This is a genomic window from Vibrio sagamiensis NBRC 104589, assembly GCF_007990935.1.
GTDB lineage: Bacteria > Pseudomonadota > Gammaproteobacteria > Enterobacterales > Vibrionaceae > Vibrio > Vibrio sagamiensis.
On sequence record NZ_BJXJ01000015.1, the window covers coordinates 74,941 to 94,314 of the forward strand.

Genomic DNA, 19,374 nt, shown 5'->3' on the forward strand with positions numbered 1-19,374 from the left:
TTCCTATCTTTAGTCTCGGATCAATGATCAAGGTTGTTTATTTTTCCGATTCCTCATCACTCATAGCATCTTAAACTGTGAAATTTTTTTTATGGATAAAAATTATGAGTAAATCAATGTTTAAAAAATATTGGAAGCATGATCAATGTAACGTTCAATTCAATTATTGATTTAGAAATACAAGTTATAAGTACTTTTTGGATATCATTTTCTACTAAACCCCCGTTCTATCTGCATTTACCCGTAATTTAACTAGTAATACTCATGCTTCCGAAACAATTTCTATCTTGATCATATTTCCGTAAGTTTTGATCTTGTTTCTATAAGACCTCTACAAGTGATAGCCTTTACAGACTCCTTGATCATGCTTCATCAAATTCTATGCAAAATTGAGCTCGTTTTTTATTACCTTGATCATCGTTCTTATGTCGTAGCCATATTTGCATTCATTTACTTTGGAAAAATGATCAAGGATAGTCATTATTCTCACGTTTATTTTGAATTATTTCTTTTTTAAGGTTCATTTGCCATTAACCGTAATTTAAACTGGCTTTATTATCGTTCCGAAGATATTAATATTTACAATGTAAATATGTGACAATGTAACACTTTTATTGTTTGGTCATTTGCAAAGGAAATATACTCTTTTCCATCGTGTCATAAAGTGTTTTTTAACTGATTTTGTCACTCGATTATTCTTATAAATGTATGTTCAGCTTTTTGTTGTTTTATTGTGTTTTTGTTGTACTATTATGAATAGATTACTTTCCAACGGAAATTGGCATGAAAAGAGAAAAAACAATTAAGAATCTTCTAGAGTTAGCGGAGCTTACCCAGCAAGTTCAAGCTGATCGTATAGAAATTGTTTTAGAAGAGAGAAGTGATAATTATTTTCCTCCTATGTCTAAAGCGATGATGGAGACTCGTTCCGGATTAACTCGTCGAAAGCTTGATGAAGCTATTGGTAAAATGGAAGCTGAAGGCCATCAGTTCACGAAGAATAATGCTAATCATTACTCTATCAGCCTTGAAGAAGCGCATATGTTAATGGATTCGGCTGAAGTTCCTAAGTTTTATGAGCGTAAAATAAATTCAGAGAATAAACCTTGGATTATCAATGTTCAAAACCAGAAAGGTGGAACAGGTAAATCAATGACAGCTGTTCATTTAGCGGCATGTTTAGCTTTAAATTTAGATAAACGTTATCGTATTTGCTTGATAGATTTGGACCCACAAGGTTCATTACGTTTATTTTTGAATCCTCAAATTAGCGTAGCGGAGCATGACAATATCTACTCTGCAGTCGATATTATGCTAGGCAATGTACCAGATGGTGTAGATATCGACGGTGAATTCTTACACAAGAATGTATTACTTCCAACTCAATATCCAAATCTTAAATCCATATCAGCATTCCCTGAGGATGCAATGTTTAATGCTGAAGCATGGCAAACATTATCTGAAGATCCTTCATTAGATATTGTTCGACTACTGAAAGAAGAACTTATCGATAAAATATCGAATGACTTCGATATTATTATGATTGATACAGGTCCTCATGTTGACCCGCTTGTTTGGAATGCGATGTATGCATCCAATGCCTTGCTAATTCCTTGTGCAGCAAAACGACTTGATTGGGCCTCAACGGTTAACTTTTTTCAGCATTTACCGACTGTCTACGAAATGTTTCCTGATGATTGGAATGGGCTTGAGTTTGTTCGTCTTATGCCGACCATGTTCGAAGATGATAATAAGAAACAGGTATCTGTTTTGACAGAAATGAATTACCTATTAGGTGATCAAGTGATGATGGCGACAATCCCTAGAAGCCGAGCTTTTGAAACATGTGCTGACACCTATAGTACAGTATTTGATTTAACAGTTAGTGACTTTGAAGGTGGTAAAAAGACATTAGCAACTGCACAAGATGCTGTTCAGAAGAGTGCACTGGAACTAGAACGTGTCTTGCATTCAAATTGGTCGTCATTAAATCAGGGGTAACAAGATATGGCATTAAAAACGTCTGAATTAAACGCAAAACTATTTGGTAAAACCAATAAGCGTCGTGTGGTAACTCCTCAAGAAGCTCAGTCTGCTGCCAAAGAAAAAACTCAAACAATTGAACTTGCTGTTGCTGGTGAGAATACCGTTCAGTTTGAATTAGTCCGTATTCCTGCTGATCGTGTTGAACTAGATACATTAGTCTTTGCAAATAATGCACGTGAACAATCTTTTTTAAATGAACATGCATTATCTGATGTTTTAATCACGTTAAAAGAGCGTGGTCAACAATATCCAGCGGTAGGTCGTCGAACTGATGATGGTAAAATTGAAATCTTAGACGGCAGTCGTCGTCGCATGTCATGTATATTGGCTGAACAAGATTTTTTGGTTTACGTTGGTACAGACATTAGCACTCATCATGCTAAGTTTTTATCGGATGTTGCGAATGCACATAAGCCTCTCTCTTTATATGAAAAAGGTAAAGAAATGCTCGCTAAACTAGAGAGTGGGGAGGCGGAAGATCAAAAAGCGTTAGCTAAGATTTTTCAGTGTAGTGAAGCACTTGTTAGCGGAGCATTAAAAGCGGCTTCTTTGCCTCTTGAGCTTTTGCAAGCGTACCCAAATGTTGGCGACCTGGGACGCCCAACAATTGTGAAATTGCATAAACAATTCTCAATGCTTGATAAATCGCAGCAGCAAAGCTTGCTCGATAAATGTCGTTCATCGGATGGCTATTTATGGCAACGGAGTTCTGCACAAGGGGTAGCTCGTTTGACTAAAGAAGTCACAGAGAGCATTGAGCACTGGATTGCAGATCTAGCACCTGTTAAATCGTCAGAAAAAGTAGAAAAGATAGTGCTCGTAAAAGATCGCGTTAGTTACAGCAGAAAAGGATCTAACTTGAAACTAGACCTTAAGAAAGTGGATGACCACTTGTTAGAAGATATTCTTAATTTCATTGGACAAAAAATGAAATAACATCGTTCACGATAAAGTTTCTATCAATAACCGCCTTCGGGCGGTTTTTTCGTTTCTTATCTAAACAATCTTGAGTTTTTTAGATGTGGTAAAATAATACGATAGTTTTATTTCAAATGGCTTTAATAAGCTTAACTCAAAGTCAGTTTATCTTACTGAGCGTTACACTTAAGATTACTGCTATATATGTATGACGCAGTTTTTATTACGAAGCAAGTTTGAGTATGGCAACGTAATTGCTATCTATTTTTAAATTGGAAAAATTGATGTGTATCTATTCTGAATATCTTTTTCGGCTGCAAACTGAGTCATTTCTTACTTTTCAGCGTATTGGTGTTGTTCTCTATGGTGAAGAGAAGTGGCAAAATGAACTTATCACAGCCTTTAATAACATACAGCACCATAAAAGATGGTTTTATTTGGGGGATATGTACTTAGACAATGCTCAATGTGTCGCTTTAAAACATGGCTCGCGGCTGTTAGGTCAAGAGTGCGATGTACTAGTATTTGATGCTCGTAAAGATTTTGATGCAAACAGTTTTATGGCTGCTTTGGGAGCTCTAGTAGGTGGTGGTTTATTGATTGTGTTAACCACCTCTAAAAAAAATGTATTAAGTGATGAGCTGTGGATGCAAAGGCAGTGGCAAAAGTTGATTCCCCTTGAGCAGAATAATACCTTACCTGCATTACCCACTTTGATGCAATTAGAGCCACCTGAACAGTTTGTTGAACAAAAAGCTGCGGTTGATTCGATTGTCAAAGTGATCAATGGTCATCGTAAGCGTCCGTTTGTTTTAACGGCGGATCGAGGCCGTGGAAAAAGTAGTGCATTGGGAATTGCTTGCGCTAAAATATTAGCAGATAAATCTCAGCGAATTCTTATCACTGCACCAACTATAGCGGCTGTTGCCCCTGTTTTTTATCATGCATTTGAGCGTTCAGATTCTACAATCTCGCATAAGAAAAAAGGTAGGGTAGAAGTCGGAGACGGTTACATTCAATACATTGCACCTGATGAATTATTGTCTTCTAAGCCTGAATGTGATTTGTTACTCGTTGATGAAGCATCTGCTATACCTCTTCCAATGTTAATACAAATCACCCAGCACTATCATCGACTCGTATTTTCTAGCACGATTCATGGTTATGAAGGCAGCGGTCGGGGCTTTACTTTAAAATTTACTCAGTGGCTAAAAAACGCAAGGCCAGGAATGCGCAGCCTCCATTTAAAACAACCTATCCGCTGGGCAGACAACGACCCACTTGAATTATGGTCTTACGATGCTTTTGTTTTAAATCCTGAGCTGGACCAGGCACCGGCTTTAGACCTACCTACCGTTACCCTTCAGAAGCTTACGAAGTTACAGTTGCTAGCAAATCCTGATTTATTGCGTAAATGCTTTTCACTTTTGGTTAATGCCCATTATCAAACATCACCGAATGATCTCTTACACCTTTTACGAGACGATAAATGTTCGCTGTATGTTGCTTTACAACAAGAGAGTCTGGTTGGTGTCTTATTAACTGTTGAAGAAGGGCAGTTAGAGCAGGGGTTAGTGGAAGAAATAAAACTTGGTAAAAGACGTCCCAAAGGGCATTTAACACCAATTACAATGATTACCCAGCTTGGTCATTTCGATGTGGGTCAATTAGCAACACTTCGTATTATGAGGATTGCTGTTCATCCTTCTCTTCATGGTCAAGGAATTGGTCAGAGAATGATAGCACAACTTAAATTATTGGCTCCTGCTCATATTGACTATTTGTCTACGAGTTTTGCTGCCACTCAAGATGTCGTGAGTTTTTGGTCTCAATGTGATTTTTCTCCAATTCGGTTGGGCACGATGCGCGATGCTGCGAGTGGTTGTTACTCATTGCTAATGGTTTGTGCTCTTTATTCACGACCTTTACCTTGGATAAGCGAGGCTCATCAACTTTTCGATGAGATAATACGCTCTAGTGCAGGCATCATTTATCCTAGATTGGAACCTGAAATTTTACGTGCACTTTGTTCGGATTCGAATACATTGGGGTTTTCTCATTCAGCTAAATACAATCTTTTAAAAATATATGCCTCAGGTGGAAGTAGTTATGAATCGATCTCTGTTTGGCTTTCGCAGTGGCTCTTTTTTGTAGGGCTCAGTAATGTTTCAGATTTAATGATCAGTAAAGTGATTCTAAATCTAAGTTGGGCTGAATGTGGATATCAGTATGGCTTTGCAGGACGCAAGCAAATTGAGGCTGAATTAAAGCAGCAGCTTCGGCAGCAGCTGGCACAATTTACACTGTAAAGTCTTTGAACTGATCACGTCAGTACCTAACTTGGTCATTAAGACTTTAGTTGTTTATTGATTTACAGTGTAAAGAGACGCTTTCTAAACATTCATTAGCCTAGGCAACATGAGTCAAGACAATAGAGTGGAAAGCTATTGAAAGGAGTCCCTGTTTACACTGTAAATTAATTTGCTTAGATGCCATAGAAAAAACAAGTTCATGAGTCATGTTGATATTAATGAGTCACCCGCAGAAATTAAGAAAACTACCTTTCTATTTAAACTTCATCTCTTCCTAAACTCTTAAAGAAAACCTGAATTTACAGTGTAAAGAGGCTGCTCTCATCATACTACTGAGAGCAAGAGGAACAACGAATGTGAGTGATAGCCACCTCCTCGTATCAAGAGATTTGAAGTGTGTTTGAATTCTATTATTAGATGCCAGTATAGCGACAAAGATCTGTGATACAGAGCGCGGCTGTATTTAATATATTAGCTACACTCGAAGAAATGTGAGGATGCTAATGGATGAGTTATGTGGAGCCCCTATCTCGTTTGGTCTGACGATAAGACTAAAGTTATTGCTCGTTTACCTAAAGACACTTTTTTGAACGGTAGTTTAAATCAGGAACTTTTCACTGAACAGCTTGAAAAGATGAAAGCTTATCATGCTATGGTTTATACAGAGAATATAGACCTCTTTATCCAATATGCCGAAAATGCCACAGAAGAAGCTTATCAAGGTATTACTGTTGCTGAAATAAAAAATGCACAAGCTTATATTGAAGTAAGTGGCGATGGAATGTTGGCAAGTATTACTGTCATTGGGGCTTATGGTGGGAGAGGGGTTACAGCCGATGAGTTAATTCAGATTCTTAGTCAAGCGAGAGTGACGAAAGGCATTAATAAACTTGCACTAAGAAAAGTCTTACAAATGAGTGCACAATTAAGACCTGGCCAACAAGTAACTCAACCTGTTGCAAAAGGAAAGCGTCCTATTGATGGTTGTGACACGATATTTAAACCACTTGTGGAAGACATCACCAAAAGAATTTTAAAACCACAACAAGCCGGTTCGAGTAATGAAAAAGTTGATTTAAGAAATTTAGGTCAAACCATTACTGTTGATATTGGGCAACCGCTTATGCGTAAAATCCCATTTACCGATGGTATCTCTGGTATGACGGTATTAGGAGAAGAGGTGGCTGCTAAATGTGGAGAAGACCTTGCTTTAGAGCTAGGAAAGGGAACAGAGTTTAGTAGTTCTGATGCCAATTTACTTGTTGCCATTACATCAGGTACGCCGCTTATTAAAGCAAACTGTGTCGATGTTGATAACGTTCTATTGCTTAACGATGTCGATATCGGTACAGGGCACATAAGCTTTAAAGGCAGTGTCATAATCAGTGGCAATATTGAATCGGGTATGAACGTCAAAGCTACAGGCTCTATTACTGTCGGTGGTTTTATTGAGTCGGCCAACGTTCAAGCAAAAGGTGACATTTCGGTTGGAAAAGGCATTATTGGACATAATGTCAGTGGTGAAGAATCTAAAAGTTGTCACGTGCGCAGCCAAGGTACTATTTATGCTAACTATGCTCAGTATAGTGAGTTAATGTCGGGTAAAGATATAGTACTTTGCGTGCATAGTATGAATAACGATATTGACTGCCGAGGCGATCTTACCGTTCTTGAACTGAAAAGCAAAGTTGGCACATTGAGTGGTGGTGAGGCTCGTGTTGCGGGAAGTGTTCGATGTTTTCAGATTGGTGTGGAAGGAAATACCGTAACTAAAATTGAAGCATTCACTCAGTCGGAGCAATATAAACAAAAAATATCGTTACTGAAAAATGAATATAAACAAGCCCAAAATGAAACGATGGAGATAATTCGAAAAGAATTAGCATTAAAGAAGATACCAAGTGGGGCTGAAAAAAAAGTTCAGCAAGAAGCGTTGTTTGCTTATAAAAAGCAAAACAATGATGGCCTTGAGCACATTAAATATCAGCTCGAAAAAGCAGAATATGATTTTGAACGTGAACAGTCTGAAATAACGGTAGAAGCACTAAATCGAATGTTTGATAGAGTGACGGTTAAAATAGGAAAAGAACAGATCACAACCAATAAAGCCTATGGAGCATGCGTATTCAAACTCGAACAAAATAAGCTGCGATTTTCAGGGAGCTTAGATAAAGAAGATTTGGCGATATGTTGATGGAATTGAGCCCTTTTACTGTGATGGTATAAAGGGCTTAGAGGGATTATTTGAGCATCGAGTACCTAGCTTAGATTAAGCAAAGAGTAGCTTGTATCTAGATTTCAAACCTAAATGTTAATCAGTGCCTTACGAATAAACCCATTGTGTTCGGTGAGTTTTCTTTTTGCCTTTTGAGCATCGAGCCCGCTTAGAATCATAAAAATTGCTGTTTTGCAGTTACGCTCACAATCATTTAACGCCTGTTCTGCATCCGAGTAAGAGGCCCCGGTTGCTTCTACAACGATATTGACTTGGCGCTGAACAAGCTTGGCGTTTGTCGCTTCAACATCAACCATGAGATTACCAAAAACTTTACCGCTTCGAATCATGGCTCCAGTTGATAACATATTAAGAACCATCTTTTGTGCCGTACCAGCTTTCATTCTAGAAGAGCCAGTGACGACTTCGGGCCCAACAACAGGTTGAATCGCTATTGTTGCGGTCTCCGCCATCGCCGATCCTGGATTACATGCAATTGAAACGGTTGTTGCGCCAATCGTGTTAGCATAATTGAGGCCACCGAGAACATACGGAGTACGTCCACTTGCGGCGACTCCTACAACAATATCACGATGGGTGAGGTTAAGTTGTTTTAAATCCGTCTCTCCCTGAGAAGCATTGTCTTCTGCGTTTTCTACTGCTTTTAAAATTGCTTGATGTCCACCAGCAATTAATCCAATGACTAAATCTGGTGAAGTACCATAAGTAGGAGGGCATTCGCTAGCATCAAGAATTCCTAGGCGTCCTGATGTGCCAGCGCCAATATAAATCAAACGTCCGCCATTGGAGAAGCTGGCATTAATCGCATCGACTGCAAGAGCTATTTGAGGGAGCTCGCTTTCTACAGCAAATGCGACTTGTTTATCTTCTTGATTAATGACTTTTAACATATCAAGAGTCGATAGATTATCGATTTCTAAACTTGCGGTATTTCGACGTTCAGTGACGAGCTGATTTAAATCAATATTCATAATGTAACTTAACCAAGTTAGAGAAGGAATGAAAATGATACCAAGACAAGCTGACATTTACTCGAATTTAATGGTTGTTGAGGCAACACCATATCCATGATTGTGAACAAAAATATAGAGATTGGTTCATTGTTATCGTATTAGACCAGTCAAGAGTACCATGCTTAACTTTGCTCTTTAAGTAAAAGAAGAAGTGGAATAAACAAAAAATAAAAAAGAGCGATTGTTCGCTCTTTTTTATGTGTTGAGAAGTACCTGATTAAAGTTTACGAATAGATTCCACTTCAATTTCAACACTATTCCAGTCTTTATCTACTTCACCTAGAATTTCAACTTTATCCGATGGGCTGACTGATTGTCCTTGCCAACGTTTTTGACTGATCTCAATTACCACTTCGCCAGACTGATCTTTAAATAGATAATCTTTTTTACCAAGAGAGCTAACAATGTTTCCGGTCAGTTTGACTGGGGTATCATCGACCGCATCCAATGCTTCTTTTGCGGTTAGGACAACTCCTTGAGTTGGTCCATTGAAGCCACCAGAAGCCACAGTTTTGCCATCATTAAAACCAGCAGAAGCAAGGCCAGAAGTTGTTAAAGCAATAACAAGAGTTGATAGAGTGAATAGTTTGTTCATTGTGTGTACCTATGTTTAAGATTAGATGATGTTGTAAATCATAATACTGACATCATGAACGAAACCTGAATTTATCGTTCAGGTTTTTAAACAAATGGTGGTTGCTTTGGTTTTCATATAGTTTTGTACTGCAATTTTTCCACATTCTCTTCCAAAGCCAGAGTGCTTATTGCCGCCAAATGGCACATAAATTTCGCTAGCATAATATTGATTAATGTTGACTTGTCCTGCATCAATTCTTTTCGCTAATTTTAGTCCTAAAGCAATATCTTGTGTATAGATTCCAGCATGAAGGCCAAATGAGGTCGAATTAGCTAAAGAGATGGCTTGATCCACTCCTTCAAATGATTGTAAGCAGATTATCGGGCCAAATACTTCTTGATACAAAAGAACTGAGTCTGTTGGAAGGTTATCTAACAAGGTCGGTAAAAAATATAGACCTTCGGTATGGGTAGGGTTTTGATAACGCTTACCACCGAGCAAAATGGTTGCTCCTTCTTGCTTAGCCAGTTGTATTGCTTGCTCTATTTTATCCATTTGAATAGGATTATTGATTGCACCGAATTGATGATCACTCATACCATGACCTATCGAAATATCAGCCAGCTTACTACAAAGGAGATCAATAAATTTGTCTTTTATTGATTTGTCAATAATGATTCTTGACGCACAGGAGCATACTTGACCCGAGTTTAAAAATGAAGCCGAAATGATATCCTCTGCTGCTTGCTTGAGGTTGGCATCTTGGAAAACAATCGCTGGGGACTTTCCGCCTAATTCCATTGTGCATGTTGCCATGTTTTCAGCCGCAGCTCTGAGAACGCGTGTCCCGGTTAATTTAGAGCCAGTAAAAGTAATATGATTGACCCCAGGGTGTAAGCATAAGCCTTCTCCTGCTTGAGTTCCGCGGCCTGTAATAACGTTAATTACCCCAGCAGGGAAGCCTAGGTCACGGCTCATTTGAGCTAGCATTAGAATAGAAATAGGTGCATGTTCAGAAGGTTTGATGATCACACTGCAACCCGCTGCTAAAGCAGGAGCAATACCGCGTATACATGTAAACAGTGGAAAATTCCATGGGATAATATGCAGCGTCACCCCAACAGGTTCTTGTATGGTAAAACTGAACTGCTCTTCGTCGACAGGAATGGTTTCACCATGCAGTTTATCGCATAAACCTGCGTAATAACGTAAAAAGTCAACACAGGTTTTTATATCTATTAGTGCCTCAGAATAGGGTTTCCCTGTATCTAAGGTTTCTGCTATTGCAAAAGGCTCCTGCTGTTGTTTGAGCTTTTCTGCTAAATCATACAAATATTGGCCGCGTTTAGCTGGGGATAACGCTTGCCAACCTCGCTGGCCCTGAATTGAAGAAATAACGGCGCTGTCGATATCATCATCATTCGCCTCTACATTACTCATCAATACGTGACCTGTGCCAGGGTCGTAAACTTGATAATGTTGTGTCGATAAAGAAGTGGTCCAATTACCATGAATAAACAGTTGGTTGCTAGGAGGTAATTGGATTTGCTCCAATAAGTTTCCTAAATTCGATGATGATAAATCTGACATAAAAGGCACGTAGTAGAAAGAAGTATTTATATCCTAGATTAAACCTGCGTCAAAAAAAGATTCACCAGTAAAAAAAGAGAGATAAAAACGAACAATGAACAAAAAGGATAAATAAGTCACCTTTAACTTACTTTTAATTAGTCTATTTTGTTTTTAATGGGAAGTACTGACGAAATTTAATTTGAGTGATAATTTACTGTGAACTGTGCAAAGTGTGATCGATAGCAGAGGAAGGGCAAATAATAGAGATCAATGCTTAGAGGTTTGACTTTCAACATAAATGAAGTCCTAAAGTATGATGATATATGCGCTCTAATACTTATTGAGTTACAGGTTTATCATTAATTTTAAGGCTTTCAGATGGAAATTGAAAATATAATACCAAATAAACATTCATTGCTGATTAGGTTCCGTGATGGGAATGAGCTTAATCTTTCCTATATTTGGCTCAAAGATTATTCTAAGTCACATGTAGATTGGGATGCTAAAACCAATCAAAAAAAGTATTCAGCGAGAGAGCTTTATCATTACTCTATCCCGATAAATATCAGTGTTGAAGAAGGAAGTAAGGTCATTATTTATTGGCAAAATAGTCATGAACCTTCAACGTACACTGCACAGGACTTATACACAAAAATTCACGACTTGACTGACACTTCCGCTCATTTTATGTTGCATCATCGACAGGGTATTAAGTGCTGGAGAAATTCTGATTTAATCGATAATACTGCGTTTCGTTTTCAGTATGATCAGCTTCAAGAGTCAGCTAACTTTAGCCAGCTACTGAGACGATTAAAAGAGTATGGCTTTGTTGTTGTCAATGAGTGTCCGACAACTATCGACTCTGTAGCAAATATTGCTAATAAAATAGGCTATGTTCGCCAAACTATTTTCGGTGGCTTATGGGAGTTCAGTGCAAACCAAAACAGAGATGATTCTGCCTATACGGATTTAGCTTTAGGCGCTCATACAGATAGTACTTATAGCTATGATGCGCCTGGGTTACAAATGTTATTGTGTTGTCATTATGATGCTCAAGGAGGTGCTTCAACGATGGTTGATGGTTTTACGCTAGCGAATGAGATACTAAAGAATCGGCCAGATCTTCATGCTTTGCTTAAAGACACTCCGATAATAGGTCGTTACGTTGGTGATGGTGTGAGTTTAGCTGCCGAGAGAAGTGTACTTCGCTATAATCGTTACGGTCAACTTGAGCAAGTTAGCTTTAATCATTACGACCGGGAAGCTCTCTCTCCACACTTAAATAACTTGCAGAAAATTTATGAAGCATTGGCTTATTTTGAAACTCTAGCATCGTCAGAGCAATATCAATGGAAGTATATTTTAAAACCCGGTGAAATGATTATTTTTGACAATTGGCGTGTATTGCATGGCAGAGATGCCTTTATAGGTGAACGTAAATTGGCAGGTTGCTATATCAATAGAGAAGATTTTGAAAGTGCATTACGCCTTTGTTGTGCTCAGAAAGTTGGTAGCTAACGGTCAATGTAAGCAAGCTATTTTTGAAAGCTTGCCTGTAAGGGCTATTTTGGGGCTTGATGAATCTAAAAAGCCCCACTTTATCTAATGAATAATCTAAGTATATAGTCCACCTTGATGTAAAGACAAAGTCGACCTATCCTTTTGCTTCAAAATGATTGCAGATAGTATCATACCCACGCAAGAGGCACTGAAAAGAAAGGTAAAAATTAATGTATATCCGTCATTCCCATAATTATCTAGCCAGTATCCAAACATGGTCGACATGAATAAATCGGGGGCGTAGCCAATAATTGAAGCAATTCCAATAGCAGTACCTGAGAATTTAAGAGGAATGTTTGTTTCTCTCATAATAGAGAATACCAACCCGTACAACATGAGTCCCAATGCACCTGGAAGCAAGGTATAAATACTGATAAGAGTTGGACTTATGTTACTTTCTATCAGTAGCATACCAATAAATGTCATCGCCAACAGCCCAAATAAGACAATGAATAGTTTTGCAGTTGAACGAAAAACCTTATCGGCTAAGTATCCTCCCAGCGGGGCGATTAAGTAAAATAAGTGGCTACGAATAATTGAAAAAAAGCCGGACTCTTCCACTGAAATACCAATGACATTAGTTAAATAGGGAGTAAAGTAGGTTGTGCTACTAGAAACCGCATACCCCGTGAACACTATAAATGAAAAGCACCAGAGAATAGGGGTTTTAAGAAGTAAGCGAAGGTGTGATATATGAAATTTTTCATCTTGATGGGTATTCGTCGTTTGGATCTCTTTAACAACGAGAAAAACTAAAAAGCCACATATAAAACTGAAAAATGCCATAACCATAATGGCGTAAACAAAGCCTTGTTTGGGATCGGTAGTGAGTGCTGATGTTTTGAGAGCTATAGTATTAATTAAGGCGCCAGCTAATCCACTACCAGCATAGTAAACACCAAATAATCGTGCTTGCTCATCTCGGTTGCCCGCCATACTGATTGCTTTGAGTAAAGAAGTCCAAAAAACAAAGGCGGTACTGATGGCAAAAAGAAACCAAATAACAATCGCTGTATGGTAAGACAAGGTATAGGCATATAATGTACTTAATAAAGCAGTGCACCATAAAGAGATACAAAGAGCTTTTCTGGGTGATACACGGTCCGTTATGATGCCACCGGGAATATAAGTACATATACAGCCTAAAGCATAAATGGTTAAGAGAAAGCCAGATTGCATATGATTGATGTTCATAACTTCAAGCTGGATATCATAAAACACATACTTAATGTAAGGTACAGTATAAATTGAACTACCGGCCAATGATAAAATTAAAACTGTAAGGTACTTGAATAAACCATTCTTCATGAAATTTCCTATTATATATACACCAAAGTAACATCGTTTTAAATCAGGTTTCTTGATGCTACTTGGTATTCAACTTTTTATTATTGAGTTGTAAAGTAAGAGGTACATAAGGGATGATAATGTCTGTGTTTAGACTTATTAGATATTATCGACAGAGTGACATCATTTTAAGGTAGAACTGAATGATTTATTTATATAGAAACTATGTAATGAAATTGAAAGGTATGTGATGAACTTTTTATTTTAAACTTTATTAATCGTTATTTATGTAAATAATAGGCATCGTGCCCTTTTTTATATTTAAATTAAATGGAATCGATTTTAAAAATGTATTTGTTTACAAAAAAGTTTTTGATAGCTTTATTATTTGGGCTTTCATTTAACAGTTTTGCTGATTCAGCAAGAGTGTATTGTGCCACTGTGGATGGTTCGGATTGGGAATGGTTATACGAACAGGATGGAAGTGATACTGAAATTAGTGGCGAGTGGGGGATTCATATTGTTAACGCGCAAGTAGGATTCCGCTATTTGACTATTTCATTACAAGAGTATCAATACCTACAAAACCGATGTGATGCGATGGGCATGGTGGCACACCCAGCCGAAAACGCATTCAGTGATTGGTATATCTTTCAAATCCAATTTGTAAAGGGACAAACCATCTTCGCCCCAGGCTATTATTCCCGTTTATCACACCCTTTTTCAGGGCTCATGTAGCTTTGTGTCAAAAGTGGTGATGAGAGGTGGAAGCGCTGTGTCAAATAGCTTGTAAGCAGCAAGCGGCTCTGGCTTATTAGCGTGATTGAAGAGGCTTGAGTGCTCTGATTTTTCCTCTTTAGCTAATGGAAACCGAGGCCGCATTTTGTCGTGTTCATTTTTGGGTGACTTGAGTGTGAGCCTTCAGTTTTAAAGGGAGACTATTGTGTCGCCAAATTGGACTCTTGTGATAGACTCTTCAACCTATCTGCCAATTTTTGAGCGTCGCTTTTCATCTTGTTACGACTAAAATCAGCTTTATTATCGACATAGTTAATGAACTTCGCCATGGTAGGATCGCTACTGGCTTTATACTCTTGCCATATATCGGGTTGGAAGATGGCTAAATCCATGGCAATCTCAACTTTATCTCCAATCAAAGATTTTTTGATTTCATCATCAGGTATATTGTCCGGAAGTGGCTTATTGATTACTTCGAGAGATAAATTAATAATATCAGTCAGGTGCTGCGTTTTGTACTTACCTGTGATGATGCTGCTTATATAATAAATGGCATCCCACCTTGCTCGTTCATCATCATAATTGTACTTTTCAACACTGATATCAGATAGGAGCGCCTTTCTGGTTGCTTCCACCATCTTATAGTCATTCAATAACAGCTCAAAGTTTTGTCGGTCTGATGCTGTGGTCAATACCTTGCTGCTCAGGGTGATAAAGCTTTGAAACTCCTCACTTGGTTGGCGCCAAGTATTATTTTCCCAATTATAGCTTGATTCATCAAGAACGTTGCTCTCCTGATATTTAACATTGTTAGGTTGAACAAGGGTACTAATACTGGATGCTTGCTCCGAAGCAACAGCTTCATGTATATGTTGGCTTTCAACGGTGCTCTCTTCGATACGAAGTGCTTGTAATTCAGATGGTGCTTTTGTGTGGGAATTGAAAGTAATATAGGCAATAACTGATAGTGATGCCGTTAAAATAAGAGTCTTTTTTAACATAGAAAACCTGTTTAAAAGCAAGGCACAAAGGCCTTGCTTAGCTAATTTACAAAATCACCTTAAAAATTAAAGTAAATCACTAGGTACTTGACTTCTTAATAAGAGTCTTCCGGTTAAATCTGCACCATCATTTTGATAATACATTGAACCAGAGAGAAAACCTTGTGCGACTACAATTTGGCCATTGGTACTTTTATCAGAGGTATCTGGCATCACGTTATAAACTTTACCTGTGAACTTAACGTCTTCAATGTTAATGATCTCATCAAAAGAGCCATCTTTACTGATCAAGCTATCGCCAACTTTTATGTTTTCAGCAGTCTGCATATACCCTGTAGAAAGCAGTAATGGGTGGTTGTCAGTAACTTTGAGCTGGCCACCATTTACAGTATTAAAGACTCGGATATTATGAACGGTTTCGATAATAGACTCACTGTATGCTTCAACACCTTTTACCTGATATGAGATATTATCAAGACTAGAACTGTCAGATAATGCAATAATATTAGTTAGTTTTTTTGTAAATGCATCGTAAATTTCATGCTCCCCGTCTACAAATAGAATCTTTTGATCTGGTGTATAGCATGAAGCAACACAGAATATTTTTTGTGTATAATGTCTTATGTTACAGTTAGCATTTTCAGTAGTAGGAGCTTTAAACCAATCATTAAAGTTATTTGGGTTGAAAAAGCTTGGGTATTTAGGCCTAGCTCTTATTTTACCGTTATCGTCGTATATATAATAATCATAATCTCTTCGAGATATATATCCACATTTCTTTGCCCATTTGTCCCTACCCACTGCTTGTGATACATTTAAACTATCCAATGAGCACCTTTTTACTGTTTCAACTTCAGGTGTGTCGGAAAGAGCAATAGAACTGAAAATAGTAATACCTAAAAATAGCACTGATTTTTTTAATTTCATTTTATTTCCTTATTTCCTTATTTCCATTAATACAATTCACATGGGTAACCAGCGACAAACCTACCATTATCAAAAGCAGGAACCATCTTAGCTTCTCTTAGATATTCATAATCACGTGTAGTAATTTTTTTTGCTGATAAGGAATTTAATCTTAATACTTCACACTGATATTTTGTACTAGGCTTTGGCTTTGCTGGGATAGTATAATCGCAAGATACATCGTCGTATCCTGTTTCACCATTTAATACAAACTCAGCATCATAGCGTTCATCATCAATTGTATAACGCATAATGTAACCTCTATCAGCTCGTATGGTTCGTGGGTTCCATTGCTTAGAAGTCATATTTCCTGCGTATAAACTATTAACTTCAATGTCGGAATTTCCATTATTTACAAATTTCATCCGTAGTGATTGATCTGTTTGTTTGGCATAACAGACAAGAGGGTGACCTTGCTTTTCTTGCATACAGCTTGACCAATTGTCAATGATATTATCATTTACTTTTTGGATTAAAAGGTGGGCAGATTTACTGCCAGTATAATTACTATCCTTCCAACCTTGACACTCAGCCCTTTTCCATTCATCTACATTTCCGTTGTATCTGTCTAACGAAAGGATATCAACAACAGCTGACTGAAATGAGTTTCTACCATAATTACTTATATGGTCTGTACTGCAAAGCCACTTTTTAAGGGCTATGCCTGTTTCTGAGTCTGTTGTCACTTGGTATTGAGCATAAGCTCCTTGAGCTAATATATCATTACAACTGTTGTAAGCATGCATATCAGCAAATACACTTAATGGCATTAATGTTAGTGTTGTCACTAAAAGCTTCTTTCCAAAAATTGGCGCTTTCATGAAAATGTCCTTATTTATTTTAGTTAGTTAAATAATGTCGTTGTTCAATGACGATTGAGGAATATATTATAAAGTTTATTAAATTTAAATGGTTTTTTTAACGTTTAACTAATGATATTCTTAATTTTATATTAATGATTTTTTTGATATTAAATTAATTTCATTTTTGTTTTTATGGGGGGGTATTGTTTGTCTGACACTAAATTGACATTTATGTTTTTTATTTTTTTTCTTACTTAAAGTTGATTTTATATCTTATTTTTTATAGATTGTTTTTAAATTATAGATAACCAATTAAAAATAATTTTATAATTCTATTGTTAATGCTGTATCAGATGTGTTTGGAGTGCACTCTTACCTAAAAGGGATATTTTTATGTTTAAAAAAACGTTAATACTAACGTTAGGTGTTATTTTTTTTAGCCCGGTTGTTTTGTCTTTTAATGATGAACCCCGTACGGTGAAAAGATGCGATGAGGATAATCTGACTCCTACGGAGGCAATTCAACGTAATAGTTGGGCCAGAAAGTGTAGACATATCTCGTTGAGGACTGAAGATTATAATGTATTCGACGATAACGGTGTAATAAGAGCTAGGCCTAAATACCCAAGCTTTTTCAATCCAAATAACTTTGATGATTGGTTTAAAGCTCCTAAGAGCGAAAATGCTGCCTGTGATATAAGGCACTATACACGAAAAATTTATTGTGTCAGCAATTCCTCAAGGCATGAAGAAAGGCTTGTAAGAAGGTGCGCTGTTGATAGCTTGAATCCTATAGAGGCAATACAACGTAACCAGTGGGCAAGAAAGTGTAAATATATATCTGATAGAACCTTTAATTTTTATATTTATAATAAAAACGGAGGACTAAGAGCTAGACCTAAATATCCAACCTTTTACAATTCAGCAAACTTTAATGATTGGTTTGAAGCTCCTAAAAATGAAAGTGCTTCATGTAATAGAAGAAATTCTAACGTGATAGAAATCTGCGAAAGTTCCAGCTTAATATTAAATTGAATGGTTACCAATAGAGTTAGATAGTTATCTCCTTTAGTGAAGATATATTATTTGTGTACAGAAGTGAGGCTATGATGCTAAAAAAACTAACCCTTATTATTTCTTTTTTGACGGTTATTGATTCATCAGTTTTTGCTGATGGTTATTACGGTGAGGTTTTTTGTTCATCAGAGAACTTAAGTTATGAGGAAGCGATGTCACGAAACCAGTGGGCATTAAATTGTGACCACTTAAGTATTAGAGAGTATGATTATTATGTCTATGATGATAGTGGTGAGTTGAGATCAAAGCCTATCTATCCCGTTTTCTTTACTGAAGATAATAAAGTTATAAAAATGCCAACGGATGTAAATACATCATGTGATATAGAGATCGATACAAAAACCAACTTCTGTAGTCCAAAGTTAAATTAATTGTAATTATAAAGTTTAATGTGTTTTAATTGGGTTTTAAATCAATTTTTAAAGGATGAAGAATGTATAAAGTTATTATTCCAATCATTATTTCAAGTTGCCTAGTAGGTTGTGGTGGTGGGAGTTCAACTGGTAAGGAAGATAATAATACTTCCGTGTCTAAGCCAACGGTACCCAATAAGCCTACAACCTTAAATAATGAGCATAAACTTGATGGGTTATGGGTGTTTGATAATAATAAGTTTGCTATACACACATCAGTTTCTGGTCTGCCGAAAATAAAAATTATAGAGACCAATGGTAAAGGGGCAACTATTTTTAGTGCCAAGGTATCAGAGTTGGATGGTTATATTGAACTACAGGAAAATGACCGCTTTGGAAACTTAGAGAAAAAAGTTAATTATAAATCTATTGGAAATGGTAACTATGTGAATATCGATGATGATAATGAAATTCTTAATATTGTTAAGGATGATATCGGTATAGATAGTTTAAAGTTATTTAATAGAATTACTATAAATGGCACTAATTATATTGGGCTTGATCATAAGAGCTATAAACTAGATTTTATGGATAATGGAGATACTTATTGCAAAATACACATCGATATAGGCCATATGAAAAATAACTTATTCCAAATTACTGGCTCAGCAGAGAACTGTAGTGATGTGAAACATAATGGTCAAGTTTCTGGATTCGCAGGTTTTTGGATCGGTGAAGATGGAGAACCACACTTACCGGGGTATATCACTCTTAATGATAATAAATCCCTATCACTGTATGGATACAAGTTCTACAAATGAGAAAAGTATTCGAATAGAGCCTTCCAAATGGTTGTTTGGTGAGTGTTCATTGTATGCCTAAGTTGCCGTTACTTGGGCATATTTCCCTTCCTTG

The 19,374-nt window shown here is 37.0% G+C and carries 16 protein-coding genes; 9 read left to right on the forward strand and 7 right to left on the reverse strand.

Annotated features, from left to right (window positions below; translation table 11 throughout):
* The first annotated feature begins 783 nt into the window (after positions 1-783).
* The 4 genes from VSA01S_RS09275 to VSA01S_RS09290 all read left to right on the forward strand — a co-directional run bounded on the left by VSA01S_RS09275 (position 784) and on the right by VSA01S_RS09290 (position 7,470).
* A complete protein-coding gene (locus tag VSA01S_RS09275) occupies positions 784-2,001 on the forward strand; it encodes an AAA family ATPase (RefSeq protein ID WP_039981835.1) in 1,218 nt (405 codons plus the stop codon).
* A 6-nt stretch (positions 2,002-2,007) separates the two neighbouring features.
* Positions 2,008-2,982 (forward strand): ParB/RepB/Spo0J family partition protein, encoded by a 975-nt coding sequence (locus VSA01S_RS09280; protein ID WP_039981833.1) that lies wholly within the window; start codon positions 2,008-2,010, stop codon positions 2,980-2,982.
* A 266-nt stretch (positions 2,983-3,248) separates the two neighbouring features.
* Positions 3,249-5,273 carry a GNAT family N-acetyltransferase gene (locus VSA01S_RS09285; RefSeq protein ID WP_039981832.1) on the forward strand — a complete coding sequence of 675 codons (2,025 nt, stop codon included), beginning with the start codon at positions 3,249-3,251 and terminating at the stop codon, positions 5,271-5,273.
* A gap of 517 nt (positions 5,274-5,790) precedes the next feature.
* Complete coding sequence (locus tag VSA01S_RS09290; protein ID WP_039981831.1) at positions 5,791-7,470, forward strand: flagellar assembly protein A; 1,680 nt, start codon at positions 5,791-5,793, stop codon at positions 7,468-7,470.
* A gap of 110 nt (positions 7,471-7,580) precedes the next feature.
* Here VSA01S_RS09290 and murQ read toward each other — a convergent pair whose 3' ends face one another.
* The 3 genes from murQ to VSA01S_RS09305 form a co-directional block, all read right to left on the reverse strand.
* On the reverse strand, positions 7,581-8,483 hold the full coding sequence (murQ, locus tag VSA01S_RS09295) for an N-acetylmuramic acid 6-phosphate etherase (protein WP_039981845.1): 903 nt from the start codon (positions 8,481-8,483) through the stop codon (positions 7,581-7,583).
* Positions 8,484-8,742: 259 nt separating this feature from the next.
* Complete coding sequence (locus VSA01S_RS09300; protein ID WP_039981830.1) at positions 8,743-9,120, reverse strand: YgiW/YdeI family stress tolerance OB fold protein; 378 nt, start codon at positions 9,118-9,120, stop codon at positions 8,743-8,745.
* A gap of 78 nt (positions 9,121-9,198) precedes the next feature.
* Positions 9,199-10,692, reverse strand: coding sequence for an aldehyde dehydrogenase family protein (locus VSA01S_RS09305; protein WP_050567369.1), 1,494 nt, complete (start codon positions 10,690-10,692; stop codon positions 9,199-9,201).
* 360 nt (positions 10,693-11,052) lie between these two features.
* On the opposite strand from VSA01S_RS09305, the gene VSA01S_RS09310 reads away from it, so the two are divergent.
* Complete coding sequence (locus tag VSA01S_RS09310) at positions 11,053-12,192, forward strand: TauD/TfdA family dioxygenase (RefSeq protein WP_050567368.1); 1,140 nt, start codon at positions 11,053-11,055, stop codon at positions 12,190-12,192.
* 96 nt (positions 12,193-12,288) lie between these two features.
* Here VSA01S_RS09310 and VSA01S_RS09315 read toward each other — a convergent pair whose 3' ends face one another.
* Entirely contained in the window at positions 12,289-13,542 is a 1,254-nt protein-coding gene (locus VSA01S_RS09315; protein WP_050567367.1) for an MFS transporter, read from the reverse strand.
* Positions 13,543-13,869: 327 nt separating this feature from the next.
* On the opposite strand from VSA01S_RS09315, the gene VSA01S_RS09320 reads away from it, so the two are divergent.
* Positions 13,870-14,259 (forward strand): hypothetical protein, encoded by a 390-nt coding sequence (locus VSA01S_RS09320; RefSeq protein WP_050567366.1) that lies wholly within the window; start codon positions 13,870-13,872, stop codon positions 14,257-14,259.
* A 200-nt stretch (positions 14,260-14,459) separates the two neighbouring features.
* Here the strand turns inward: VSA01S_RS09320 and VSA01S_RS09325 are convergent, their stop codons facing one another.
* The 3 genes from VSA01S_RS09325 to VSA01S_RS09335 form a co-directional block, all read right to left on the reverse strand.
* On the reverse strand, positions 14,460-15,260 hold the full coding sequence (locus VSA01S_RS09325; protein ID WP_039981828.1) for a hypothetical protein: 801 nt from the start codon (positions 15,258-15,260) through the stop codon (positions 14,460-14,462).
* 66 nt (positions 15,261-15,326) lie between these two features.
* Positions 15,327-16,187 (reverse strand): Hint domain-containing protein, encoded by an 861-nt coding sequence (locus VSA01S_RS09330; protein ID WP_039981827.1) that lies wholly within the window; start codon positions 16,185-16,187, stop codon positions 15,327-15,329.
* 26 nt (positions 16,188-16,213) lie between these two features.
* On the reverse strand, positions 16,214-17,047 hold the full coding sequence (locus VSA01S_RS09335; RefSeq protein WP_050567365.1) for a hypothetical protein: 834 nt from the start codon (positions 17,045-17,047) through the stop codon (positions 16,214-16,216).
* Positions 17,048-17,422: 375 nt separating this feature from the next.
* Between VSA01S_RS09335 and VSA01S_RS09340 the strand changes: the two genes are divergently transcribed.
* The 3 genes from VSA01S_RS09340 (at position 17,423) to VSA01S_RS09350 (ending at position 19,280) form a co-directional block, all read left to right on the forward strand.
* Complete coding sequence (locus VSA01S_RS09340) at positions 17,423-18,064, forward strand: hypothetical protein (protein WP_039980849.1); 642 nt, start codon at positions 17,423-17,425, stop codon at positions 18,062-18,064.
* 71 nt (positions 18,065-18,135) lie between these two features.
* Positions 18,136-18,477: a hypothetical protein gene (locus tag VSA01S_RS09345; protein WP_145993880.1), complete on the forward strand. Its 342-nt coding sequence runs from the start codon at positions 18,136-18,138 to the stop codon at positions 18,475-18,477.
* 62 nt (positions 18,478-18,539) lie between these two features.
* Positions 18,540-19,280 carry a hypothetical protein gene (locus VSA01S_RS09350; protein ID WP_039980846.1) on the forward strand — a complete coding sequence of 247 codons (741 nt, stop codon included), beginning with the start codon at positions 18,540-18,542 and terminating at the stop codon, positions 19,278-19,280.
* The last annotated feature ends 94 nt before the right edge of the window (positions 19,281-19,374 follow it).